Below are 23,214 nucleotides of genomic sequence, written 5' to 3'. Positions count from 1 at the left end.
ACATGTTTAACCAAATCATTGCTTTATCAATTAGCTAAATGAATATGGCAAGACAAAAATTAAAGGTTGTAAAATGAAAAAGTTTTTTTTAATTATTGGGCTAATAATGTGGCCTATAATCTCTTTTGCTAAAACACCTGATTGTGCAAATGCTTTCATGAACGAAGCGGCTCGTTGGATGCAATATGATGGAGGAATCGTTGAGATGGCTGATTTAGATCCATCAAAAACAACAGTAACATTATTGGCATCAGAAAAAAAGAAAAATACAAATAATATGATAAAGAAAAAATATGTATATACCCAAATTTATCGCTTCGTTTTTTATGATGATAATGGCAATAGCTATCAAGTTATAACAAAAGGTGATGCTGTAGAAGTTAACGAAAATGATATTACTGAATTTTGTTCAACAGGGGGGAGCGATATTTATTTTGTATCGAAAGATAATTTAAAAGTAGATCGTAAATAGCTGGACTAACACAGGTTATGTTAATAGATGCAATTAAAGAAATCTATTAACTCAATTCCTTGGTCGCGTGGTGTTAACAACATGATAGATAATACAAAATTTTCTAGAGAATGGCTTCATTTAAAAGAATCTGAAACAAATCTATTTTCTTCTAAATATTATTTTAGAAAATCAAAATGTTTTTTTAAGCAATTACTATTAGCACTCAATACATTATCAGAACAAGGAACAGCATTAAGATTTATAAGAGATGATGATTTTAATGACGAAGAATTAGAAATATTAATCCCCATAATTATAGATATATCAATAGATGGCAATATTGATAATATTCCTATAGCTAGAGATATATTGATCAAGCTTAAAGAGAATAAAATCGTAAAAAATAAATTATCTAGTCTGTTAGATAATGACCTTGATTCTTTCGATGACTTTATATTCCGAAGATTAGCTGAATTACTGCAATATTTAAATTTCTCAGACCTAAAAATCAAATTAATGGATAAATGCCAAAAGAGCGAAAATGATAATTTAATTGAAATATATCAAGATTTCATTGAAAAATGATATGTAGCTCCCGAGTTGTTTATACTTCATGATTATAGCATTTCCTTTATTTTTCCAACTTATTTTTAAATTTCTTATATTTGATAACTAGTTATAAATAAAAGAGCTATCTTCTTTATTAAGAATTACTGAATTCCTGTTAAAAATATTCAGGATCCTATACCGTTTCAGCATAAAATCATTTTAAATTTAATGATTTAATAAATTTCATTGATAAAGCCTAACATTGCTTAAATCCCTTATTTAACAAAGGCGTTAAGCCGCTATCACTTACCGTTTTAACTAACTGAAATTATTCATATTAAACAAAGATATTGATTAAAAAAATTAAACTTTACGTTAAAATCGTTTATACTCTGTTTGCATTATCGCTTACGTTGAAAATAGTTAGCATAAAAACAATAATATCGCGATAAACTAATAGCATAATAAAAATAAACGGTATGAATTATTAGGAATAAAGGGGGGGAAACATGTCAAACGAACTTAATCGTCTTCTGGGTCAGCTCGGTGACGGGTTTAGCGATTTAATGGCGGGCTTAGGGGGTGTTAGCCATAATCGCTATACTTTAACGGTTGACGGGCTGGGCGCGCCGATGTCGGTTTTGCATGTTGAGGGTGATGAGTCGTTAAACCAGCCTTGGCGTTATGTAATCTCCTTTACTAGTACTGATAAAACCTTATCGCCTGATTCCTTTCTTAATCAAAAATCGACTTTTTCCTTTAATCCGGTTATCAATAAACCATTAACTTCCGCTATCCGCTCATTAAATGATTTGCCCACGTTGAGTAATAAACGCACCTTGCATGGGGTGATTACCGAATTTAGTCAGTTATCGGTCAATAAAGATGAAGCCCATTATCAGGTGGTGTTATCCTCGTGCTTAGCCAAGCTGAATGTCGGGCAACATAGTGCCATATTTCAAAATCAAAGCGTGGTGAGTGTGGTTGAAGAAGTGCTACGTAGTCATGGTTTGACGGGGATTGATTACCGTTTAGAGCTAAAAGATAGCTACCCTGAGCGGGAGTTTATCACGCAGTGGCAAGAGAGTGACCTTGCCTTTATTCAACGCTTATTGGCCGATGTCGGTATTTGGTTTCGCTTTGAAACGCATGCTGAGCACCATTGTGATGTGATGGTGTTAAGTGATTATGAGCAAGGTTATGCGCAGGTGGCTGATATTGACTATAAACCGCCCAGTGGCATGGCTGATACGGGCGTTGAAAGCGTGTGGGATATCAGCCTACATAGTGAAGTGGTGGTTTCCTCAGTCAAGGTACAAGATTATAACTACCGTGATGCCCTCGCCGATTTACAGGGCGAAATAAACACCCAACCCAAAGACCTTACCACCTATGGCACTGACTACCGTTATGCTGAGCACTATAAAGGCTTAGATAGCAATGGACAGGACAACCCGCAAAATAGTGACGATAATAACGGTGATGATGATAATCGTGATAATGACAATAACACTCACGACAATCAGATTGAAAGTGGTCAGTGGTATGCCCGTATTCGTCATGAGCAAGCGATTAGCCAGAAAATTATCCTCAAAGGCAAGAGTAACCATTATAACCTTGCTCCCGGTCAATGGATTAATATCAATGGCAGTCCGCTGGCAGATATAAATGATGGTGTAATTATTTTAAGTGTACAGGGGCAGGGTAATCGCACTGATGCTTATGAACTCACCTTTACCGCCATTCCTTATCAAGCTTTAAAACCCTATCGCCCCGCGCCCATATGCTGGCCACAAGTCAGTGGCACTTTACCTGCCCGTGTCACCAGTCCTAATCATGACACCTATGGTTATATCGACCCGCAAGGGCGCTATCGGGTTAAATTTAATGTTGACCTGAAACAATGGAAAAGTGGCACGGAAAGCTTATGGGTACGCTTAGCTAAACCGTATGCGGGTAACACCTATGGTTTTCACTTTCCCTTAATTGACGGTACTGAAGTAGCCATTGCCTTTATGCAAGGCAATCCTGATAGGCCATATATCGCCCATGCGATGCATGACAGTGCTCACCCTGACCATGTTACCACCATTAACAAACACCGCAATGTGATTCGCACGCCGGCTAATAACAAACTGCGCATGGATGATAAACGCGGGCAAGAGCATATTAAACTGGCCACCGAATACGGCAAAAGCCAACTTAATTTAGGGCATTTGGTTGATAATAAAAAAGGACAACGCGGTGAAGGCTTTGAACTGCGTACCGACGAATGGGGCGCGATTGCCGCTAATAGAGGCTTATACTTAACCACCCAAACCCAGCCGAAAGCGCAAGGCAAACAGCTCGATATGCAAGCGGCGATTGCCCAACTTGAAAATGCCTTATCCATTGCCAAAGCCCTACAAAATGCCGCCACCCAGTCCGAGGCACACAGCGCCGATACCGACAGCCAAGAACAACTTAAAGCCAACTTAACTCAGCTAACCCAAAGTGGCATTTTAGCCTACGCTCAAGAAGGCATAGCCCTAACCAGCCCTGAAAATATTCAACTGACAACAGCGAGCAGCCTCACCTTAACCAGCGAAAATCAAACCGACATTAACGCTTTAAACAACGTCACCCTTTCATCGGCTGAAGCGATTGGCTTATTTGCGCAAAAATCAGGCATGAAACTATTTGCCAACCAAGGTGATATTGACCTGCAAGCCCAAAATGCCAACCTCAACATGGCTGCCAAGCAAGATATCAAAGTAGATAGTGTGGATGGCAAGGTGACCATTACTGCCAAAGACAACCTCACGCTCATTTGCGGTGGCTCTTATATCAAAATCAGCAGTGAAGGCATTGAACTGGGTACACAGGATAATATCTATTTTAAATGTAATGTCTTCCAGAAGATGGGGCCGAAAGCACTTGATATCTCTACAGTAAATTTACCACAACTTATTACAGAACATGGTATTAAATTTCACTTTGTCGATGATCAAGGCGGGGTATATGCTAATGAACCCTACATTGCCGTGTTACCCGATGGCAAAGAAATACATGGCATAACCGATAAAGAAGGCAAAACCAAAGCTTTCTATACTGATTCTCCAGATTCAATTGATGTGCAATTAACTCGATTAATATAAGGAAATCAATATGAAGAATAAAAAGCAGGGATCATTTACTACAGCTAACACTAACCAAGTTGGAGCTAATGGTGAGGTTGCTGTACATAAACAAGTGATTAAACGTCCTGATGAAGTTATATTGACTATAGGTGTATTTTTTGACGGTACAGCGAATAATTCATTTAACATCTCAATGCGTGAAGAGTATCAACAAGCGCTAGCCCGCGGCGAAACACCTGAAATCACTTTCCCAGTGTTCAATACCAGTTACACCAATGATCATTCGAATGTCTATAAATTATATCAAATGTATCAGTCTGATCTTAAAAAAGATCTTGCGAAATTACCAAAAGATAAAAATGGTGTGGCACATTATCAATTGAGCGTTTATATAGAAGGTGTCGGTAGCCGAATTGGTGAAAGTGATAGTAATATTGGTTTTGCCACAGGCCTTGGTGTAACGGGAATTAAAGGTAAAATAAACCGAGCTATAATCGAAATTAAAAAAGAGTTAAAGACTTTTTTGGGTAAAGCCCCTAAAACACGTATTCAACAAATTAACTATGATGTATTTGGCTTTAGCCGAGGTGCGGCAACCGCCCGCTACTTTACCAACTTTGTTGCTGATAAGTTAAATGATAAAGATAAACAAGGCAATAACAACCCGCTAACCAAAATGTTAAAACAGGCGTTAGAGGGCAAAATCAGTGACCATTGGCAAGGACATGCCAATGGACATGTCCATTTTTTAGGTATTTTCGATACCGTGGCAGGAATTGGTCGACCCGAAAATTTATTTGATGCGGGCGATGCTAACACTTTTGATATCGATATCCATATTCACCCCGATTCGACTGATGCAGGATTACATATTCAGGCCGCGCATGAATATCGGCATAACTTTTCGCTCAATGATGTGCCTAATTATTTTAAAAAAGTAAGCATGCCGGGTGCGCATTCGGATATTGGCGGTGGCTACCCCAATCATGATATTGAAGAAAACCTTTATATTACCAAAGTTTATCAACATGATAATCTCTATTTAGGTCAACCATCCAATATTAAGCAAAAGCTACAAAAAGCGCTCGTAAAAATCCAACAACATCCTGACTTGCACTACCTGTTTTATGGTTTAAGTGAAAATAACTTCTACCAATGGACAACCCCAGTAAAATACGATAACACTAACTACACCAACGCCTATGGCGTAATTCGTGTTAGGCGGCAAATAAAATTTGGTCTTGACCGAGTTGCTTTAAGGATTATGTATAATGAGGCGGTAAAACAAAATTGTAAATTTATCCCTTTTTGGGATATTTACGTTATCCCGAATGAATTACAAAGCGTGGCCAATAAAATCATCAAAGCTGCCGATAGCTATCAAACCTATCAATTGACGGAAGCTGAAAAGCGGTTAGTGCTGAACAACTATACCCATTGCTCGGCTGAATATGAACGCTATTTTTATACTAGACCAGCCGAAAAAGAACTAATCGACAAAAACACTGGTCAAATAGTTAAAATCACTTGGCCGGCAAAAAAAGAAAAAGAGCAGGCAATAACAGGATTACTGCAAGTTCACCAACCACACCTTACCCACCACGGTGATTGGCAACGGTTAATCCACCCCGATCAATAAATAGTAAGGATTTTATATGTTAAAAAAATTTATCACCAGCTTCAGTTTGGTACTGCTAATAAGTGGTTGCCATACACCATTTACACATAACAACGTGGACCTTAATTTGCCGCAAAAACCTTACAGTGAATGGCGTATTGGTGGGAGTTATCCACACTATTTCCAATCGATAGTATTTTCAACCATGATAAAGACCCAATCAAACAAATATAAAATCATTGATATAGTTGCGCGTAATAATCAAAATTATGAAACCCCTGGGCAATGGCAGACAGAATTCGGTTATAGTAATTTACCGGTTTATTCCGATTTGCCAGAAGAATTTTATATTTGTTGGTCATCCTTTGCCGATCAAACTTTTTATCGCACTAAATTAGTGGTGCCATTATGGGCTAGGCAAGAGATGGCAACACCACACCATTTTTATTCCGAAGCCTATGATAAAAATGAGATTGGTTATAACGATACCATTATTATTGGTTTTGCCCCAGGCGGCAGTGTGACCGGTTGGGTTACAGGGCTTGCTCATCCAGATGCAACGGCAATAGAATTTGGTAAAGGAGTCACTGAGCGAATCCCGCAAGGGTCGGATGTTTGCCCCAATCCATACCCAAACGGTAAAATAACCGAAATCACCCCTGAAGCTAAAGCTTGGCTAAAAAAACACGGCATGCCTAAAGAGTGGCAAGAAAAATATAATAATGTCACCATGGGACAATATCTCAAACTAAAAAATTCACCCAATTTTTAAAATTGTAAGTATAAATAATGGGTAATAATGAAGAATCATGGTACAAGTTTAAAAGAAGAAAAAGAGCAGGCAATAACAGGATTACTGCAAGTTCACCAACCACACCTTACCCACCACGGTGATTGGCAACGGTTAATCCACCCCGATCAATAAATAGTAAGGATTTTATATGTTAAAAAAATTTATCACCAGCTTCAGTTTGGTACTACTAATAAGTGGTTGCCATACACCATTTACACATAACAACGTGGATCCTAATTTGCCGCAAAAACCTTACAGTGAATGGCGTATTGGTGGGCGTTATCCACACTATTTTAAAGCCAAAGTATTTTCAACCATGATAAAGACCCAATCAAACAAATATAAAATCATTGATATAGTTGCGCGTAATAATCAAAATTATGAAACCCCTGGGCAATGGCAGACAGAATTCGGTTATAGTAATTTACCGGTTTATTCCGATTTGCCAGAAGAATTTTATATTTGTTGGTCATCCTTTGCCGATCAAACTTTTTATCGCACTAAATTAGTGGTGCCATTATGGGCTAGGCAAGAGATGGCAACACCACACCATTTTTATTCCGAAGCCTATGATAAAAATGAGATTGGTTATAACGATACCATTATTATTGGTTTTGCCCCAGGAGGCAGTGTAACCGGTTGGGTTACAGGGCTTGCTCATCCAGATGCAACGGCAATAGAATTTGGTAAAGGAGTCACTGAGCGAATCCCGCAAGGGTCGGATGTTTGCCCCAATCCATACCCAAACGGTAAAATAACCGAAATCACCCCTGAAGCTAATGCTTGGCTAAAAAAACACGGCATGCCTAAAGAGTGGCAAGAAAAATATAATAATGTCACCATGGGACAATATCTCAAACTAAAAAATTCACCCAATTTTTAAAATTGTAAGTATAAATAACGGGTAATAATGAAGAACCATGGTGCAAGTTTAAATAAAGCATCTTCATCATTTGTTAATTGATATTTAAAGGAAGGATTACGCAGAAGCTGGACGGCGGAGTTGATAGGGCATTTACTGGTGAAATATGAAAGCGAATGGTATGCCGATGAATCGTTAAGAAAATGGAATGAAGTTGATGAGCTGTTTGAAGAAGAAAAACAACAACAAAAAGCGCTTATCGAAGCGGGATTAGATGAGCTTGGCATCACCGAGCCTTACTTCCGTTATTTTGCCTTAGACGTGGTAGACGAAGCGCATAAACATGTCAAATCAAACTGGCAACTTGAAAAAGCGCAGCGCATTAAACCATCACTGTGGTGGAAACAAGTGGCACAGGCACAAGCGCAAACTCAAAATCAAACAACCAGCACAGAACAAAGCAATGCGAATACCAATACCCCTAAACTGTCCAATCTATCCGCAGACGGCAAGGCGTGGTTTATTCATCCGGTGGCGATGATGGATTATTTTAATATTGAAATGGCAAAACTTTGGCATGAGCCTTTAGAAAATCCACAAAGGACGTATTACAATTTTAGTGGTGCGGATAGAGCTCAAAATGGTGCTTTTGGTATCGTTCGAACTCGTTTAGATAAAAATAACCCTAAAAATACAATACCTTGGGCTCATGCTGGTTTAGATGTCTTTGCCGATATAAATACACCTTGTTATGCCTGTTTAGATGGTGAAATAGTGCAATATAAAAATGAGGGGAATAACGGATATGGCAATGTGTTAGTCCTTAAAGTTAACGGTGAGGATTTAAGAAAATCACGAAACGAGACAGACCTAGAGTTTCGTGATAAAAGTGAAATTGAACAAGCCAAGGATTTTAATATTAATGCTGACCATTTTTATTTGCGCTATTGTCATTTAAGTGATAAACGTGCTGACTTAGAAGTGGGTGATAAAGTTAAGTCTGGCGATTTAATTGGCTATACTGGCGATACCGGTAATGCAAAAAAATGCCTTAATCCTCACCTACATTTTGAAATTGCAATGAAGATAACAGGTAACCGCTCTACCGCATATGATACGCAAACCAATAGATTAGGCTTTAAAATTAATCCTGCGTTATTTGTTAATTTACAGCCAATAGATAAAGATGAACAGACAAAAGTAAAAGAGCGAAGGGATAACAAAAAATAATAAGAAAGTACAATGTAAACAAAGTAACAACATCCAAAAAATAAGGAATATCAATATGAAGTATATAAAGTGTATATTGCTGACCCTATTCTTAACCCCCACTATCAGCCATGCCATTTTTCGCATTTATACTGGCAATATTGGGCAAGATAACGCCGAATTTTATTTTGATGATGAATATGCTTTTTATATTGCTGGTAAAGAGCAGCAAATTAAACATTTAAGTTTTATAAGCGAAAGAGAACGTAATGATAAGTTTAATTTTATAATTACTTACGCAAATTCTTCTTTTAAAAACATATTAGATAAAATATATATTGAAAATTTTGATGATGTCACTTTTTATCATGGGACTGAAGCCTATCAAAATCTCACAGGCTACACTCTTAACGGAGACAAAGTAAATTTACACAAAATATTTGAATATAATACCATTGATGAACGAACATGGCGCGAAGTAGAATTTAACAATATCGAATTTTTACAGAATCATAGTTCCAAAGATTTTTATTTTAAAGTGATGGTTTCTAAACTCAAAAAATCGACTGGCAACATAGTCGGTATCAAAATATATCGCAAACATGATGGTAAGCTTATTCAAACCATTACCGGCATCGACGGGTGTGATTTTCTTGGCCATGTTAATATCTCGAATCACGAAAACTCTGATTATAATTTTGATGGTGATAATAATGATTTTAGTCTTATTAAAGACAGATATCATGGGCCCAATACCACCGCAGAATATTATGTTTACAACAAAACACAACAACAATTTGTCAAATTAAATCTCGATGGTAATGATTTTCGTTTTGATCGCGAAGCAAAGACTGCCACTAGCTATAAAACCTGCCCAAGTAAAAAAGAAAATGATCATATATCGCTAACCGATAATTTTCAATACATAGGCAATAATCGTTACAAACGGGTCAAACCGAATGCCTGTATAAATCGGGGGAATATCTGAACGAAGACAATAATCAATTTGAATATAAAAAACAAAGGGCGTGTAAACCTAAAGAAATAAAAGATTGTCGAAATTATATTGATAATAATGATTATGATAGTTATTAATGGCACGGAACTAATTATGTAGCTGAACTCATTCGTGGCGGAAAGGGGCAAGGCTTATATTGCCGAGAAAATTATTGAAAGGAAAGCTGATTCTCGAATTTAGAATGTTAAAATTAAAAAAGGTTGCTTGGCAATGCCAAGTAACCTTGTTGTGTATGATAAAACATCAAAAGCGAACTATTGACCCATGCGGCGAGTCAATTCGATAACACGAATTTTTGCCAATGCTTTTGATAGTTCTGCAGAAGCTTGAGCAAATGACATATCATCGCTTGGGTGATTGATATGTTCTTGTGCTTGTCTTACTGCTTCTTGTGCTCTTGCTTCATCTAGATCTTCGCCACGGATAGCGGTATCCGCTAAGATGGTTACGATGTTAGGTTGAACTTCTAAGATACCACCAGATAGATAGATAAACTCTTCTTCTCCATTCGTTTTCACAATGCCAACCATACCTGGTTTTATGGTTGTGAGTAGGGGAGTATGACCAGGATAAATTCCAAGTTCACCTTCTTTACCTGTGACTCTGATTCGCTGAACATCACCTGAAAACAGGTGAGATTCAGCACTAACAACTTCTAATTGATAGGAAGTTAGTGCCATAATACGATCTCCATTAATACGATCTGTTCTATGAATCTCTTAGAGAGATTTTGCCTTCTCAATCGCTTCATCAATTGAACCGACCATATAGAATGCTTGTTCTGGTATATGGTCATAATCGCCTTTCATGATACCAGTAAATGCACTTATCGTATCTTTCAATGGTACATATTTACCTGGTGAACCAGTGAATACTTCTGCAACAAAGAATGGTTGAGATAAGAAACGCTGAATTTTACGAGCACGAGCAACGATCAATTTATCATCTTCTGATAACTCATCCATACCAAGAATCGCAATGATATCTTTTAATTCTTGATAACGTTGTAAAATTGACTGAACACCACGAGCACAATCATAATGTTCTTGACCCACTACTAAAGGATCTAATTGACGACTGGTAGAATCTAGTGGATCTACGGCCGGATAGATACCTAAAGAAGCAATTTGTCGGCTCAATACAATTGTTGCATCTAAGTGAGCAAAGGTTGTTGCTGGTGATGGGTCAGTCAAGTCATCTGCTGGTACATAAACGGCTTGGATTGAAGTGATCGAACCAGTTTTAGTTGACGTAATACGTTCTTGTAGTAAGCCCATTTCTTCGGCTAATGTTGGTTGATAACCTACCGCCGATGGCATACGACCTAATAATGCAGACACTTCAGTACCGGCTAAGGTATAACGATAAATATTATCGATGAATAATAAAACGTCTTTACCTTCGTCACGGAATTTTTCAGCCATAGTTAAACCCGTTAATGCAACACGTAAACGGTTTCCTGGTGGCTCATTCATCTGACCATAAACTAACGATACTTTATCAAGTACGTTTGATTCTTTCATTTCGTGGTAAAAGTCATTACCTTCACGAGTACGTTCACCCACACCAGTAAATACTGAGTAACCAGAGTGTTCGATAGCGATATTACGGATTAATTCCATCATATTAACGGTTTTACCTACACCCGCACCACCGAATAGACCCACTTTACCACCTTTAGCAAATGGACAAATTAAGTCGATAACTTTAATACCAGTTTCAAGTAACTCTGTTGAGTTTGCAAGTTCTTCATAGGTTGGTGCTGCGCGATGAATCGCCCAACGTTCTTCTTCGCCAATTGGACCTGCTTTATCAACAGGATCGCCAAGCACATTCATAATACGACCCAGTGTTTTAGTCCCCACTGGTACTTCAATGCCGTGACCAGTGTTTCTAACTTTAAGTCCACGCCTTAAGCCATCAGATGATCCCATTGCGATACAACAAACAACGCCACCACCTAATTGTTGCTGAACTTCCAGAACTAATTTTTCAGTGCCAGTTTCCACTTCTAATGCATCATATACCTTTGGTACTGCATCTTCTGGGAATTCGACATCAACCACCGCACCGATGATCTGGACAATCTTTCCAGTAGCCATTTTTAATCCTCTACGTCTTTTTCTTAACTATAAGCCAATATTTAGCACTAACCTGAAACAGCAGCTGCACCGGATACAATATCAATCAATTCATTCGTGATAGCACCTTGACGTGCTTTGTTGTACACAATTTGTAATTCATTAATTAGGTTTGCACCGTTATCTGTTGCCGCTTTCATAGCTACCATTCTTGCTGCTTGTTCACTCGCTAAATTATCAACCACTGCTTGGTAGACTTGTGATTCAATATAGCGACGTAAAATCACATCTAATAGTGATTTAGCATCAGGCTCATAAATATAATCCCATGATGAAGCTTTAAGTTCTTTATCTTCTGATGGTGGTAATGGTAATAATTGCTGGATTGTTGGCTTTTGTGACATAGTATTAATAAATTTGTTAGTAACGATATATAATTTATCAATTTTACCGTTGTCATATGCCTCAAGCATTGTTTTTACCGGACCAATTAAATCGGATAAATTGGGTTCATCCCCCAAGTTAGTCACTTGAGTTAAGATGTTTGCTTTTACCGATGAGAAAAACGAAACACCACGCGAACCTACTAAAGCAACATCAGCTTCAACACCTTTTTCCTGCCATGCTGACATGTCAGCAATGACAGTTTTAAAAAGATTGATATTTAAACCACCACATAAACCACGATCGGTTGAAATAATAAGGTAGCCAACTCGCTTTACATCTCTTTCTTCTAAATAAGGATGTTTGGCGCCTATCTGAGCTAACGCTAAATGTCCAATTACTTCGCGGATCATTTCGGCATAGGGTCGACTAGCGGCCATTCTATCTTGCGTTTTACGCATTTTAGAATTGGCAACCATTTCCATTGCTTTAGTGATCTTTTGCGTACTTTGGATACTGGCAATCTTTGTTCTAATCTCTTTTGCATTAGCCATTTGTTACCTCACCCTTACCAAGTTTGAGTCGATTTAAAGCTTTCAAGTAATGCTTTTAGCTTACTTTCAATCTCATCATTGTAATTACCCGTCTCGTCGATTAATTTGACAAAATCGGCATATTGACTGTGGGCATAAGCAAGTAGTGCTGTTTCAAATGATAATACTTTAGCCAGTTCTACATCTTCAAGATAACCACGCTCAGCAGCGTAAAGTACAATTGATTGTTCAGCAACAGTCATTGGTGAGTATTGCTTTTGTTTTAACAATTCAGTTACTTTTTCACCGTGGCTTAATTGGTTTCTTGTTGCTTCATCTAAGTCAGATGCAAACTGAGAGAACGCGGCTAACTCACGATATTGTGCCAGTGCGGTACGAATACCACCTGATAATTTTTTCATTATCTTGGTTTGCGCAGCACCACCTACACGTGAAACCGAAATACCTGGATTAACCGCAGGGCGGATACCTGAGTTAAATAGGCTGGTTTCTAGGAATATCTGACCATCAGTAATCGAAATTACGTTAGTTGGTACGAATGCTGAAACGTCACCTGCTTGAGTTTCAATAATTGGTAATGCTGTTAATGAACCGGTTTTGCCCTTAACTTCGCCTTTTGTGTACTCTTCAACATAAGCTTCGTTTACGCGCGCTGCACGTTCAAGTAAACGAGAGTGAAGATAAAATACATCACCCGGGTAAGCCTCACGCCCTGGTGGACGACGAAGTAATAACGAAATTTGACGATAAGCAACCGCTTGTTTAGATAAATCATCATAAACAATTAACGCATCTTGACCACGGTCGCGGAAGTATTCGCCCATTGCACAACCCGCATAGGGTGCTAAGTATTGTAACGCAGCTGATTCAGACGCTGATGCCACAACGACAATCGTGTTTTTAAGTGCACCATGCTCTTCAAGTTTACGCACAACATTAGCAATAGTTGATTGTTTTTGACCAATGGCAACATAAATACATTTTACCCCTGAGTCACGTTGATTGATGATTGCATCGACGGCAAGTGCTGTTTTACCTGTTTGACGGTCGCCGATGATTAGCTCACGTTGACCTCGACCAATTGGAATCATTGAGTCGACGGCTTTATAACCGGTTTGTAATGCTTGGTCAACGGATTTACGATCGATAACACCTGGAGCAACAACTTCGACAGGTGAAAAGCCATCATGTTGAAGTGAGCCTTTACCATCAATTGGCTCGCCTAGCGTGTTAATAACGCGACCTAATAAACCTTCACCAACGGGTACTTGTAAAATACGCCCCGTACATTGTACTTTCATACCTTCAGACAAGTCTTCGTATGGTCCCATGACCACCGCACCGACAGAGTCTCTTTCAAGGTTTAATGCCATTGCATATCGGTTGCCAGGTAATGCAATCATTTCACCTTGCATTACATCTGTTAATCCGTGGATTCGAAGAATACCATCACTTACCGATATGATAGTTCCTTCATTGTGAGCATCACTCACAATATTGAACTGAGCTATTCGCTCTTTAATTAGTTCACTTATTTCAGTTGAATTTAGCTGCATTATCAGTCCCCTTAAGACTGTAGAGCGTCATTTAAACGATTTAAACGCCCTCTGATACTACTATCAATAACCATATCGCCCGTACGAATAATAAAACCAGAAATGAGCGATTTATCTATATGACATTTTAGTTTTACTTTTCGTGATAAACGTTTCTCGACAGCGACAGAAATCTTATTAAGTTGTTCATTAGTTAGCTCACTGGCAGAAATAACATCTACATCTGCTTGGGCTTCTTTATCTAAACAATATTGCTCAAACAAGGTTAAGACTTCAGGAAGAAGTGATAATCGCTTGTTTTCAGCCATAATCTTAATAAAGTTAGTGCTAAACTCATCTAACACATCTTGACAGATGTTGATGAGTAAATTAGCCACCGAATCGGTTTTCATGTCAGATGTTAAGACACTTCTTATTTGAGTATCTTTACTCACTTCAGATGTCAACACTAGCATTTTATGCCATGATTCGATGCTGTTTTTTTCTATCGCAAAATCGAAAGCGGCTTTAGCATAAGGGCGAGCAATCGTAATTAAGTCAGCCATTGCTCTATTCTCCTTATAGTTCAGCTACGAGTTTATCAATGATGTCGCTATTTGCGGCTTCATTAACAGAACGTTGAATAATTTTTTCTGCACCAGCAATAGCAAGTGTAGCAACTTGTTGTTTGAGCTCTTCTTTAGCTCGTTTACGTTCGGCTTCTACTTCAGCAAGTCCTTGCGCAACAATTCGTTCTTTTTCACGAGAAGCTTCTTGTTTTGCTTCTTCAAGAATGGCTGCTTTACGTTTGTTGGCTTGCTCAATAATTGCATTAGCCTCAACCTTAGCCTGTTGCATTATGTCAGATGTATTTGCTTTGGCTAGTTCCAAATCTTTTTTTGCTGTTTCTGCTGAAGCAAGTCCTTCGGCTATCTCTTTTTGGCGTTTTTCAATTGCGCTAATAACAGGAGGCCAAACAAACTTCATACAGAACCAAACAAACAATACAAATGTAATTGCTTGGCCGAGGAGAGTTGCGTTCATATTCATGACACGATTCCTCTTAAATTTTTATTAGCCTGCGACAGCAAAAATAACATAAAGTGCAATACCCACACAGATCATTGGGATCGCATCAACTAGGCCCATAACGATAAAGAATTGAGTACGTAACATAGGCATTAATTCTGGTTGACGAGCAGCACCCTCTAAAAATTTGCCACCTAATAAACCAATACCAACTGCACCACCAATTGCAGCTAATCCCATCATGATGCCTGCGGCTACAAATAACATACTATCCATTATATACTCCAGTTTATTATCAAAAAAATATTAAAATTAATGATCTTCCGTTGCCGACGCCATAGCTAAATAGACGATCGTCAACACCATAAAAATAAATGCTTGTAACGTAATTATTAAGATATGAAAAATGGCCCATGGTAACGATAATACCCACTGCGACCACCAAGGTAATAATGCAGCAATTAGGATGAAGATAAGCTCACCTGCGTACATATTTCCGAAAAGTCGAAGTCCTAAAGAAACGGGTTTCGCTAATAGGCTAACTAATTCAAGTACTAAATTGATAGGTGCAAATGCCCAGTGATTAAATGGGTGCAAGGTATATTCTTTGATAAACCCTGAAATTCCTTTGTACTTGATTGAATAAATGATAATAAGCGCAAACACACCTAAAGACATTGACATGGTAATGCTGACATCGGCTGTTGGCACAACTCTTAAATGTGATAGACCTAAATATTGACCTGCATAAGGTAGAAAGTCAACAGGGATAAGATCCATTAAATTCATCAAGAAAACCCAAATAAATACCGTTAATGCTAATGGTGCGATAAGTTTATTTTGGCCGGTAAACATGTCTTTTACCGTATTATTGACAAATTCAAAGATCATTTCTACTGCACATTGCAGTTTACTTGGCACGCCACTGGTTGCTTTTTTTGCTACGCGATGGAATACCCATAAGAAGATTACACCAAGTAGAATTGAAAAGAACAATGAGTCAAGGTTAAAGGTCCAAAAACCTGAACCTACTTGCAAGTTCTCAAGATGGTGCTTGATGTAAGCTTGCGGTGAAGCTGGAGAGGAAACTGACATATAACCCTCTTAACCTATTTCTAAAAAATAAAAATATTGCTCATGTTTTCATTTGAAAGATATAAGCAATCGCTGTAATAATCTGAAGTTGCTATTTTAAACCTAATTGCCTATATTAAGTCAACCTTTGATTAACAAAATTAAGATTTTAGACACTTTTTACTAATTTTGCGTAAATTAACGTAACTTCACGCATTATTTTAAATCGAATTTAGCTCAATTAATGGCTGAATTAATGGGCATTAATGGTGCTGTTTCTAAGCTTTAACTGCGTTTGCGATAGTTTCGGCTAATTTTTGCACTTCGTGTTCATTGCTTCCTTCCACCATAACACGAATTAACGGTTCGGTTCCCGATTTACGAATCAGAACTCGACCATGATGATCTAGTTGTTTTTCTGCTTGTGCAATAGCTGATTTTACCTCAGTGCTATTGAGTGGATCATGTTCACCTGCAAATCGAACATTAATTAATACTTGCGGCAACATTGTCATGCCACTGCACAAATCAGCTAACGACATATCGTTGCGAACCATTGCCGCGAGTACTTGTAAGCCAGCAACAATACCATCACCTGTGGTAGTTTTATCTAATAATAACACGTGTCCCGAATTTTCAGCACCTAAGCGCCAGTTTTTTTCTACTAGTTTTTCAAGTACATAACGATCGCCAACTTTGGCACGAACAAAAGGAATACCAAGCTTTTTAAGCGCTATTTCAAGCCCCATATTGCTCATTAAAGTGCCGACAACGCCGCCTTTTAGTTGGCCTTGTCTTAATGCTTCGCGTGCAATGATATAGATAATTAAATCACCATCAATTTTGCGACCTTTATGATCAACCATGATGATGCGATCGCCATCGCCGTCTAATGCAAAACCTAAATCGGCTTTTTCATCAATAACGCATTTGGCTAATGCTTTTACATCAGTTGCACCACAGTTCTCGTTAATATTAACCCCATCAGGCTCACAGCCAATTTTAATCACTTGTGCACCAAGCTCTCGTAATACTTTCGGAGCGATATGGTAGGTTGCACCATTAGCACAATCGACAACAATTTTTAATCCTGCCAAACTTAAATCATGATCGAATGTACTTTTGCAAAATTCGATATAACGGCCTGCTGCATCGGTGATACGGCTTGCTCGACCGAGTTGTTTAGATTCTACGCAATCGATCTCTTTTTCAAGTTCAGTTTCAATTTCTAATTCGATTGCATCATCAAGTTTTTTGCCTTCGCTTGAAAAGAATTTAATGCCATTATCATAAAAAGGGTTGTGTGAAGCCGAAATAACTACGCCAGCATCAGCTCGAAAAGTACGGGTTAAGTAAGCAATAGCTGGCGTTGGCATGGGGCCTGTAAAAGCAGCTGCAACGCCAGCAGAAGCAAATCCTGCTTCTAGTGCAGATTCAAGCATATAGCCTGAAATACGGGTATCTTTACCGATTAATACTTTTTTCACGCCATCTTTGGCTAGCACACGACCCGCTGCCCAGCCTAATTTGAGCGCAAAATCTGGTGTGATAGGATACACTCCAACTTTACCGCGAATCCCATCGGTACCAAAATATTTTCGATTAGACATTTTATTCCCTCATACTAAATGATTTTTGATAAACGTATATTTTAAGTTGTAAAAAACTTTCAGGAAAGTATACCGCTTAGTATTAAGTTACTCTCGATTATCATTGGCAAATTTTAATAATACTTGGCTTTCTTTGATAAAGCGCTCTGCGTAAGAGCCAAACCAAGTAGTCACTTCGTTAAAATTCTGGATAAATTTTGTTTTGTCGCGTTGTTCAATTAATTTAACCATTTGTCCAAAGCGTTCGTAATAGCGTTTGATTAATTCGATATTATCATCCGATGCCATAATGATATCGGCATATAGCTCGGGATCTTGAGCAAACAAACGCCCAACCATCATCAGTTCAAGGCGATAAATAGGCGAAGAAAGTGCGATTAATTGTTCTAAATCAACTTGTTCACGTTGTAAATTAACACCATACGAAAAAGAAGTAAAATGACGCAGAGCTTGGATGAACGACATGCATTTGTCATGTTCTTTGGCATCCATGGCGCACAAATTAGCTCCCCATATACGCATTTGCTCAATTAACCATTGATATTTTGCGGGATTGCGACCTTCACAATAAACGATGATTTGTTTAGCTAAATTGGGTACATCAGGGCCAAACATAGGGTGCAATCCGACTACAGGGCCTTGATGCTTATCAAGCATTGTTTGGAGTGGTTTGGCTTTTATGGATGTAAAATCTGTTAAAATACAATTTTGGGGTAATGGCGGTAATTGTTTGATGATTTCGCAAGTTTTGTTTATCGGTACGGTGACAATCACTGCCGCAGCATCGGTAACCACTTCGGCAGCTTGATGCATCGTTTTGGAACCTAATGTTTTAACTTGATAGCCAGATAAAGTAAATAATCGAGCAAACAACCGCCCCATTTGCCCATTACCACCAATAATTACTATCGAGCCTTGGCCACTATAGACTTTTTTAAAGCCTTTGTCATTTTCGCTAATATAAGATTCACGCATTAAACGACGTAAAATATCTTCAATCAAAACGGGGGATATGCCTGCTTTTTCAGCCTCTTGTCGTCTTTTTGCTAGCATGTCTGCTTCACGCTTAGGATCATAAATCGGAATACCGTGTTTGCTCTTTACTTCGCCGACTTCGGCAACTAATGCTAATCGCTTGGTAATTAAAGATAAAATGGATTTATCAACTTCATCGATTTTATCGCGCAAGGCAAGTAATTCGGTAGACATATTTGGTGATTCCTTTTATCACAAATGACAACTCTTTCTGTAATAGCTTAACAGTATAACGTATTTTTGGTAGGATGGGGCAACTGCAACATTAAATCTAACATAATAAAATAATCATGAAAGTTATCTCGTTTAATATTAATAGCCTTCGCGCGCGAATTCATCAGTTAGCAGCAATTATTGATACTCACCAACCAGATATAATTGGTTTACAAGAAACTAAAGTTCATAACGATCAGTTTCCCGTTGACGAGTTAGCACAGTTCGGTTATCACTTACATTATCACGGACAAAAAAGCCACTATGGGGTGGCGTTATTAACTAAGCAAAAGCCTCTGTCTGTACAGTGTGGTTTTCCTACTGATAGTGATGATGCGCAATGTCGTTTGATCATGGTTGAATTACCAACTAGTCAAGGCAATTTAACGGTAATTAATGGTTATTTTCCTCAAGGTGAAAGTTTACATCATGAAATTAAATATCCAGCTAAACGTAAGTTTTATCAGGATTTAATAGCCTATATTAACCAGCGGCAATTAAGTAATCAGTTATCTTTAATTATGGGCGATATGAATATTTGCCCAACTGATTTAGATATTGGCATTTCACAAGATAGCCGTAAACGTTGGCTACGCACGGGTAAATGTTCATTTTTACCCGAAGAACGTGAATGGATGAATAGTTTAATGTCGCTTGGTTTTATTGATACTTACCGCAATGCTCATCCAACTGAGCTTGAATATTCTTGGTTTGATTATCGTTCAAAAGGTTTTGATAGCCATACAGGGTTACGAATCGATTTAATATTAGCAAGCCAAAAAATGATGGCGTATTGCAAGCAAACTGGGATTGATTATGATATTCGTGCAATGAAAAAGCCATCTGATCATGCGCCAATTTGGGCTCAATTTGATTTAGTTTAAACTTGTCTAGTTATAATATAGTTGTAAAAGGATAATCGCATGCAAAACAGTTCGATTCTATCGGTTAAAGATCTTAATCAAATGGTTAAGGATCTGCTTTGTAATGCTATTGGTCAGATTTGGTTAATGGGGGAAGTCTCAAACTTTTCACGCCCATCATCAGGACATTGGTATTTTTCGTTAAAGGACGATAGTGCACAAGTTCGTTGTGCCATGTTTCGTAATAGTAATTTTCGTGCCAGTTTTACACCACAAAATGGACAGCAGGTTTTAGTGAGAGCAACTGTTACATTGTACGAGGCGCGCGGGGAATATCAACTGGTTATTGATAAAATTCAACCTGCAGGTGCGGGATTATTGCAGCAAAAATTTGAGCAATTAAAACAAAAACTGTCTGACGAAGGCTTATTTGATCCTATTTATAAACAGCCATTACCTGAAAATATTCGTACCGTTGGGATTATCACTTCGTCAACGGGTGCTGCGCTGCATGATATTTGCCAAATATTAAAACGGCGAGATCCGAGCTTGCATTTGATTATCTACCCAACACAAGTACAAGGCAGTGAAGCGGCAGGGCAAATTGCTAAAATGATTCAAATTGCCAACATTCGTCAAGAATGTGATGTATTAATCGTTGGGCGAGGCGGTGGCTCGCTTGAAGATTTATGGTCATTTAATGAAGAAGTGGTGGCAAGGGCTATTTTTGCAAGTCAATTACCTATTGTCAGTGCGGTTGGGCATGAAATTGATTTTACCATTGCCGATTTTGTGGCTGATGTTAGAGCGGCCACGCCATCTGCTGCAGCCGAATTAGTGAGTCATGATAATTTGGATCAAATAAAACGTATTCAAGCAAAAGAACAACATTTATCCATGGCAATGGATTATTATTTAATACAGTGTCGAGAAAAACTCAATAAATGGCATCATCAATTGCAGACTCAACATCCGCAAACAAAATTAGAAAAACAATTGAATCAACTTTTAACCTATCGTCATTCATTATATGAAAATATTCAGCAATATTTTCTCAAGCAGTCAAATCGCCATAATTTTTTAGATAGGCGATTATTACGCGTATCGCCACAAAATAACATCACCTATTTAGGGCAATTGGTTCGACAAAAACAGCAGCAACTCATTAATTTAGTTGATCAGAAGTTAACAAAGTCACAGCATCAATTTGTGTTACAAACTTCACAACTCAATAGCGTTAGCCCGCTGGCTACACTCGAGCGAGGTTACTCTGTTACCACAAACCAAAACAACACAGTGGTTCGTCGCTTTGAGCAAGTTAAGGTCGGGGAATTTATCATAACAAAATTAAAGAAAGGGAAACTGGTTAGTCAAATTATCGAAATTAACGAATAAACTCGTTATCTTTAAAGAATATTCATAAACTGTTTTTACCGGTTTTTAACATCATTTTTGCAATTCAAGTGATCACTAGTATATAATCTAAACAATAGGAAATTATTATATTATTCAGAGGGGTTATGAGTTACCCGATAGGTATTGATTTAGGTACGACAAATAGTTTAATTTGTGTTTGGCAAGATGGTAAACCACTCCTTATTCCTAATTCAATTGGTGAAGTTGTTACACCATCTGCAGTTAGTGTTGATGAAGACGATTCTATTTTAGTCGGACATGCGGCATTGTCCCGTTTAACCACGCATCCTAATCGTAGCGCAGCCGCTTTTAAACGCTTTTTAGGTTCAAATAAAGTTTTCGAATTAGGTAACAAAAAATTTACGCCAACTGAACTTTCAGCCATGGTTTTAAAATCATTGAAAGCAGATGCAGAGGCTTTTTTAAAGCAAGAAATTCGTGATGTTGTCATTTCTGTTCCTGCTTATTTTAATGATGAACAGCGTAAGCAAACTCGTTTTGCTGCTGAGTTAGCGGGATTAAATGCTGTGCGTTTAATTAATGAGCCAACAGCCGCTGCCATGGCATACGGATTACATGAAGACCAATCAGGTAATACTTTAGTATTTGACTTAGGTGGTGGCACGTTTGATGTGACTGTGCTTGAATATTCGATGCCAATTATTGAAGTGCACGCTTCGGCAGGTGATAACTATTTAGGTGGTGAAGATTTTACCCAAGAGCTTGTTAAAGCTTGCTTAAGTGAATGGAATCTTAAGCAACAAGATATTCCAGCAGATGATTATGCTCGATTGTTAGATTTGGCAGAGCAATTAAAATGCAAATTAAATGGTGAACAGATGCACAATTTGACGTGGTTTTGGCAAGATAAGCAGTGGCAATTTGCACTCAATGAAAGCCGAGCTAAAATGATCTGGTTACCGTTACTTAATCGTTTGCGAGCACCGGTCGAACAAGCATTAAATGATGCACGTTTAAAGCCTAATCAGCTTGAGCATATTGTATTAGTTGGTGGTTCATCACGACTTGGTGTAGTGCGCGAATTGGTTACTAAATTATTTGGAAAATTACCTTATCGTCATATAAACCCAACTACAATTGTCGCTCAAGGTGCCGCTGTTCAAGCTGCTTGCCGATTGCGTAATAAAGATGTAGAAGAAGTCATTCTCACCGACGTGTGTCCTTATACTCTTGGGATTGAAAGTTGTTCAAATAATGTCAGTGGATTATTTTCACCCATTCTTGAACGTAATACTATTGTACCAACTTCGAAAGTAAAAACATTTTATACAACTCATCCTCAACAAAAGATGATTTGTATTTCGGTTTACCAAGGTGAAAATCCACGCGTTGAAAACAATGTTTTAATTGATGAGTTTGAAGTGCCTGTAACGCCAATGGAAAAAACACAAGGAATTGATGTTCGCTTTAGTTATGATTTAAATGGCTTATTAGAAGTTGATGTGGTTTTACTTGAGACAGGCAAACAGCACGGTAAGGTTATCGATCATAGCCCAATAGGTTTAACAGACAAGCAAAAACAAGAAAGTCATGAACGCTTAAAATCACTTAAGATTCATCCACGTGACGAAATGCCAAATCGTACCTTATTGGCTAGATTAGAACGAGCATGGGCCCAATCATTGGGTGATGAACGACTATTAATTGGATCATATATTGAAGCTTTTATGGAAGTATTAAATAGACAAAATTCTGAAGAAATTAACGAAATTCGTTGTGAAATTGAATCCGATCTACAAGATCTTAATCGATAACAGATAAAATTTGAAAAGTTCCC

22 protein-coding genes are annotated in these 23,214 nt (G+C 38.0%); 12 read left to right on the top strand and 10 right to left on the bottom strand.

The annotated features are described in order from the left end of the window. Positions 1-73 precede the first annotated feature (73 nt). The 9 genes from GYY69_RS05720 to GYY69_RS05685 all read left to right on the top strand — a co-directional run bounded on the left by GYY69_RS05720 (position 74) and on the right by GYY69_RS05685 (position 9,592). The gene (locus tag GYY69_RS05720) at positions 74-472 is read left to right on the top strand and encodes a hypothetical protein (protein WP_174796809.1); all 399 of its coding nucleotides are present in this window, start codon (positions 74-76) and stop codon (positions 470-472) included. 27 nt (positions 473-499) lie between these two features. Then, the gene (locus tag GYY69_RS05715; protein ID WP_174796808.1) at positions 500-1,039 is read left to right on the top strand and encodes a hypothetical protein; all 540 of its coding nucleotides are present in this window, start codon (positions 500-502) and stop codon (positions 1,037-1,039) included. 473 nt (positions 1,040-1,512) lie between these two features. Next, positions 1,513-4,140 carry a type VI secretion system Vgr family protein gene (locus tag GYY69_RS05710; protein ID WP_174796807.1) on the top strand — a complete coding sequence of 876 codons (2,628 nt, stop codon included), beginning with the start codon at positions 1,513-1,515 and terminating at the stop codon, positions 4,138-4,140. 10 nt (positions 4,141-4,150) lie between these two features. After that, positions 4,151-5,761, top strand: a complete 1,611-nt coding sequence (locus GYY69_RS05705) for a T6SS phospholipase effector Tle1-like catalytic domain-containing protein (RefSeq protein WP_174796806.1) — start codon at positions 4,151-4,153, stop codon at positions 5,759-5,761. A gap of 16 nt (positions 5,762-5,777) precedes the next feature. Beyond that, complete coding sequence (locus GYY69_RS05700; RefSeq protein ID WP_174796805.1) at positions 5,778-6,512, top strand: DUF2931 family protein; 735 nt, start codon at positions 5,778-5,780, stop codon at positions 6,510-6,512. Positions 6,513-6,539: 27 nt separating this feature from the next. After that, positions 6,540-6,665, top strand: coding sequence for a hypothetical protein (locus GYY69_RS12850; protein ID WP_255458430.1), 126 nt, complete (start codon positions 6,540-6,542; stop codon positions 6,663-6,665). A 16-nt stretch (positions 6,666-6,681) separates the two neighbouring features. Further along, the gene (locus tag GYY69_RS05695; RefSeq protein ID WP_174796804.1) at positions 6,682-7,416 is read left to right on the top strand and encodes a DUF2931 family protein; all 735 of its coding nucleotides are present in this window, start codon (positions 6,682-6,684) and stop codon (positions 7,414-7,416) included. A gap of 138 nt (positions 7,417-7,554) precedes the next feature. Next, on the top strand, positions 7,555-8,625 hold the full coding sequence (locus GYY69_RS12950; RefSeq protein ID WP_174796803.1) for a peptidoglycan DD-metalloendopeptidase family protein: 1,071 nt from the start codon (positions 7,555-7,557) through the stop codon (positions 8,623-8,625). Between the two features lie 55 nt (positions 8,626-8,680). Then, positions 8,681-9,592, top strand: coding sequence for a hypothetical protein (locus tag GYY69_RS05685; protein WP_174796802.1), 912 nt, complete (start codon positions 8,681-8,683; stop codon positions 9,590-9,592). A 284-nt stretch (positions 9,593-9,876) separates the two neighbouring features. Here GYY69_RS05685 and GYY69_RS05680 read toward each other — a convergent pair whose 3' ends face one another. The 10 genes from GYY69_RS05680 to tyrA form a co-directional block, all read right to left on the bottom strand. After that, complete coding sequence (locus tag GYY69_RS05680) at positions 9,877-10,302, bottom strand: F0F1 ATP synthase subunit epsilon (RefSeq protein ID WP_174796801.1); 426 nt, start codon at positions 10,300-10,302, stop codon at positions 9,877-9,879. A 39-nt stretch (positions 10,303-10,341) separates the two neighbouring features. Beyond that, a complete protein-coding gene (gene atpD, locus GYY69_RS05675) occupies positions 10,342-11,724 on the bottom strand; it encodes a F0F1 ATP synthase subunit beta (RefSeq protein WP_174796800.1) in 1,383 nt (460 codons plus the stop codon). 47 nt (positions 11,725-11,771) lie between these two features. Next, positions 11,772-12,641 carry a F0F1 ATP synthase subunit gamma gene (gene atpG, locus GYY69_RS05670; protein ID WP_065587117.1) on the bottom strand — a complete coding sequence of 290 codons (870 nt, stop codon included), beginning with the start codon at positions 12,639-12,641 and terminating at the stop codon, positions 11,772-11,774. A gap of 14 nt (positions 12,642-12,655) precedes the next feature. Next, the gene (gene atpA, locus GYY69_RS05665) at positions 12,656-14,197 is read right to left on the bottom strand and encodes a F0F1 ATP synthase subunit alpha (protein WP_091350464.1); all 1,542 of its coding nucleotides are present in this window, start codon (positions 14,195-14,197) and stop codon (positions 12,656-12,658) included. Between the two features lie 11 nt (positions 14,198-14,208). Continuing rightward, positions 14,209-14,742: a F0F1 ATP synthase subunit delta gene (gene atpH / locus GYY69_RS05660; protein ID WP_174796799.1), complete on the bottom strand. Its 534-nt coding sequence runs from the start codon at positions 14,740-14,742 to the stop codon at positions 14,209-14,211. Positions 14,743-14,755: 13 nt separating this feature from the next. Next, entirely contained in the window at positions 14,756-15,226 is a 471-nt protein-coding gene (gene atpF / locus GYY69_RS05655) for a F0F1 ATP synthase subunit B (RefSeq protein WP_065587114.1), read from the bottom strand. Between the two features lie 24 nt (positions 15,227-15,250). Beyond that, complete coding sequence (gene atpE / locus GYY69_RS05650) at positions 15,251-15,481, bottom strand: F0F1 ATP synthase subunit C (protein ID WP_034901511.1); 231 nt, start codon at positions 15,479-15,481, stop codon at positions 15,251-15,253. Between the two features lie 36 nt (positions 15,482-15,517). Then, positions 15,518-16,300 carry a F0F1 ATP synthase subunit A gene (atpB, locus tag GYY69_RS05645; protein ID WP_174796798.1) on the bottom strand — a complete coding sequence of 261 codons (783 nt, stop codon included), beginning with the start codon at positions 16,298-16,300 and terminating at the stop codon, positions 15,518-15,520. Between the two features lie 257 nt (positions 16,301-16,557). Continuing rightward, the gene (gene glmM / locus GYY69_RS05640; protein ID WP_174796797.1) at positions 16,558-17,889 is read right to left on the bottom strand and encodes a phosphoglucosamine mutase; all 1,332 of its coding nucleotides are present in this window, start codon (positions 17,887-17,889) and stop codon (positions 16,558-16,560) included. Between the two features lie 87 nt (positions 17,890-17,976). Further along, entirely contained in the window at positions 17,977-19,098 is a 1,122-nt protein-coding gene (gene tyrA, locus GYY69_RS05635; protein ID WP_174796796.1) for a bifunctional chorismate mutase/prephenate dehydrogenase, read from the bottom strand. A 116-nt stretch (positions 19,099-19,214) separates the two neighbouring features. Here tyrA and xthA point away from each other — a divergent pair, with 116 nt between their 5' ends. The 3 genes from xthA (at position 19,215) to GYY69_RS05620 (ending at position 23,191) form a co-directional block, all read left to right on the top strand. Then, the gene (gene xthA, locus GYY69_RS05630; RefSeq protein WP_174796795.1) at positions 19,215-20,021 is read left to right on the top strand and encodes an exodeoxyribonuclease III; all 807 of its coding nucleotides are present in this window, start codon (positions 19,215-19,217) and stop codon (positions 20,019-20,021) included. Positions 20,022-20,060: 39 nt separating this feature from the next. Continuing rightward, positions 20,061-21,395, top strand: a complete 1,335-nt coding sequence (gene xseA / locus GYY69_RS05625) for an exodeoxyribonuclease VII large subunit (protein WP_174796794.1) — start codon at positions 20,061-20,063, stop codon at positions 21,393-21,395. Positions 21,396-21,520: 125 nt separating this feature from the next. After that, positions 21,521-23,191: a molecular chaperone HscC gene (locus tag GYY69_RS05620; protein WP_174796793.1), complete on the top strand. Its 1,671-nt coding sequence runs from the start codon at positions 21,521-21,523 to the stop codon at positions 23,189-23,191. The last annotated feature ends 23 nt before the right edge of the window (positions 23,192-23,214 follow it).

The organism is Gilliamella sp. ESL0250, from assembly GCF_013345045.1.
GTDB classification, from domain to species: Bacteria; Pseudomonadota; Gammaproteobacteria; order Enterobacterales; family Orbaceae; genus Gilliamella; species Gilliamella apicola_H.
The sequence above is the reverse complement of the archived record's forward strand: the minus strand, read 5'-3'. Positions and strand labels throughout refer to the sequence as shown.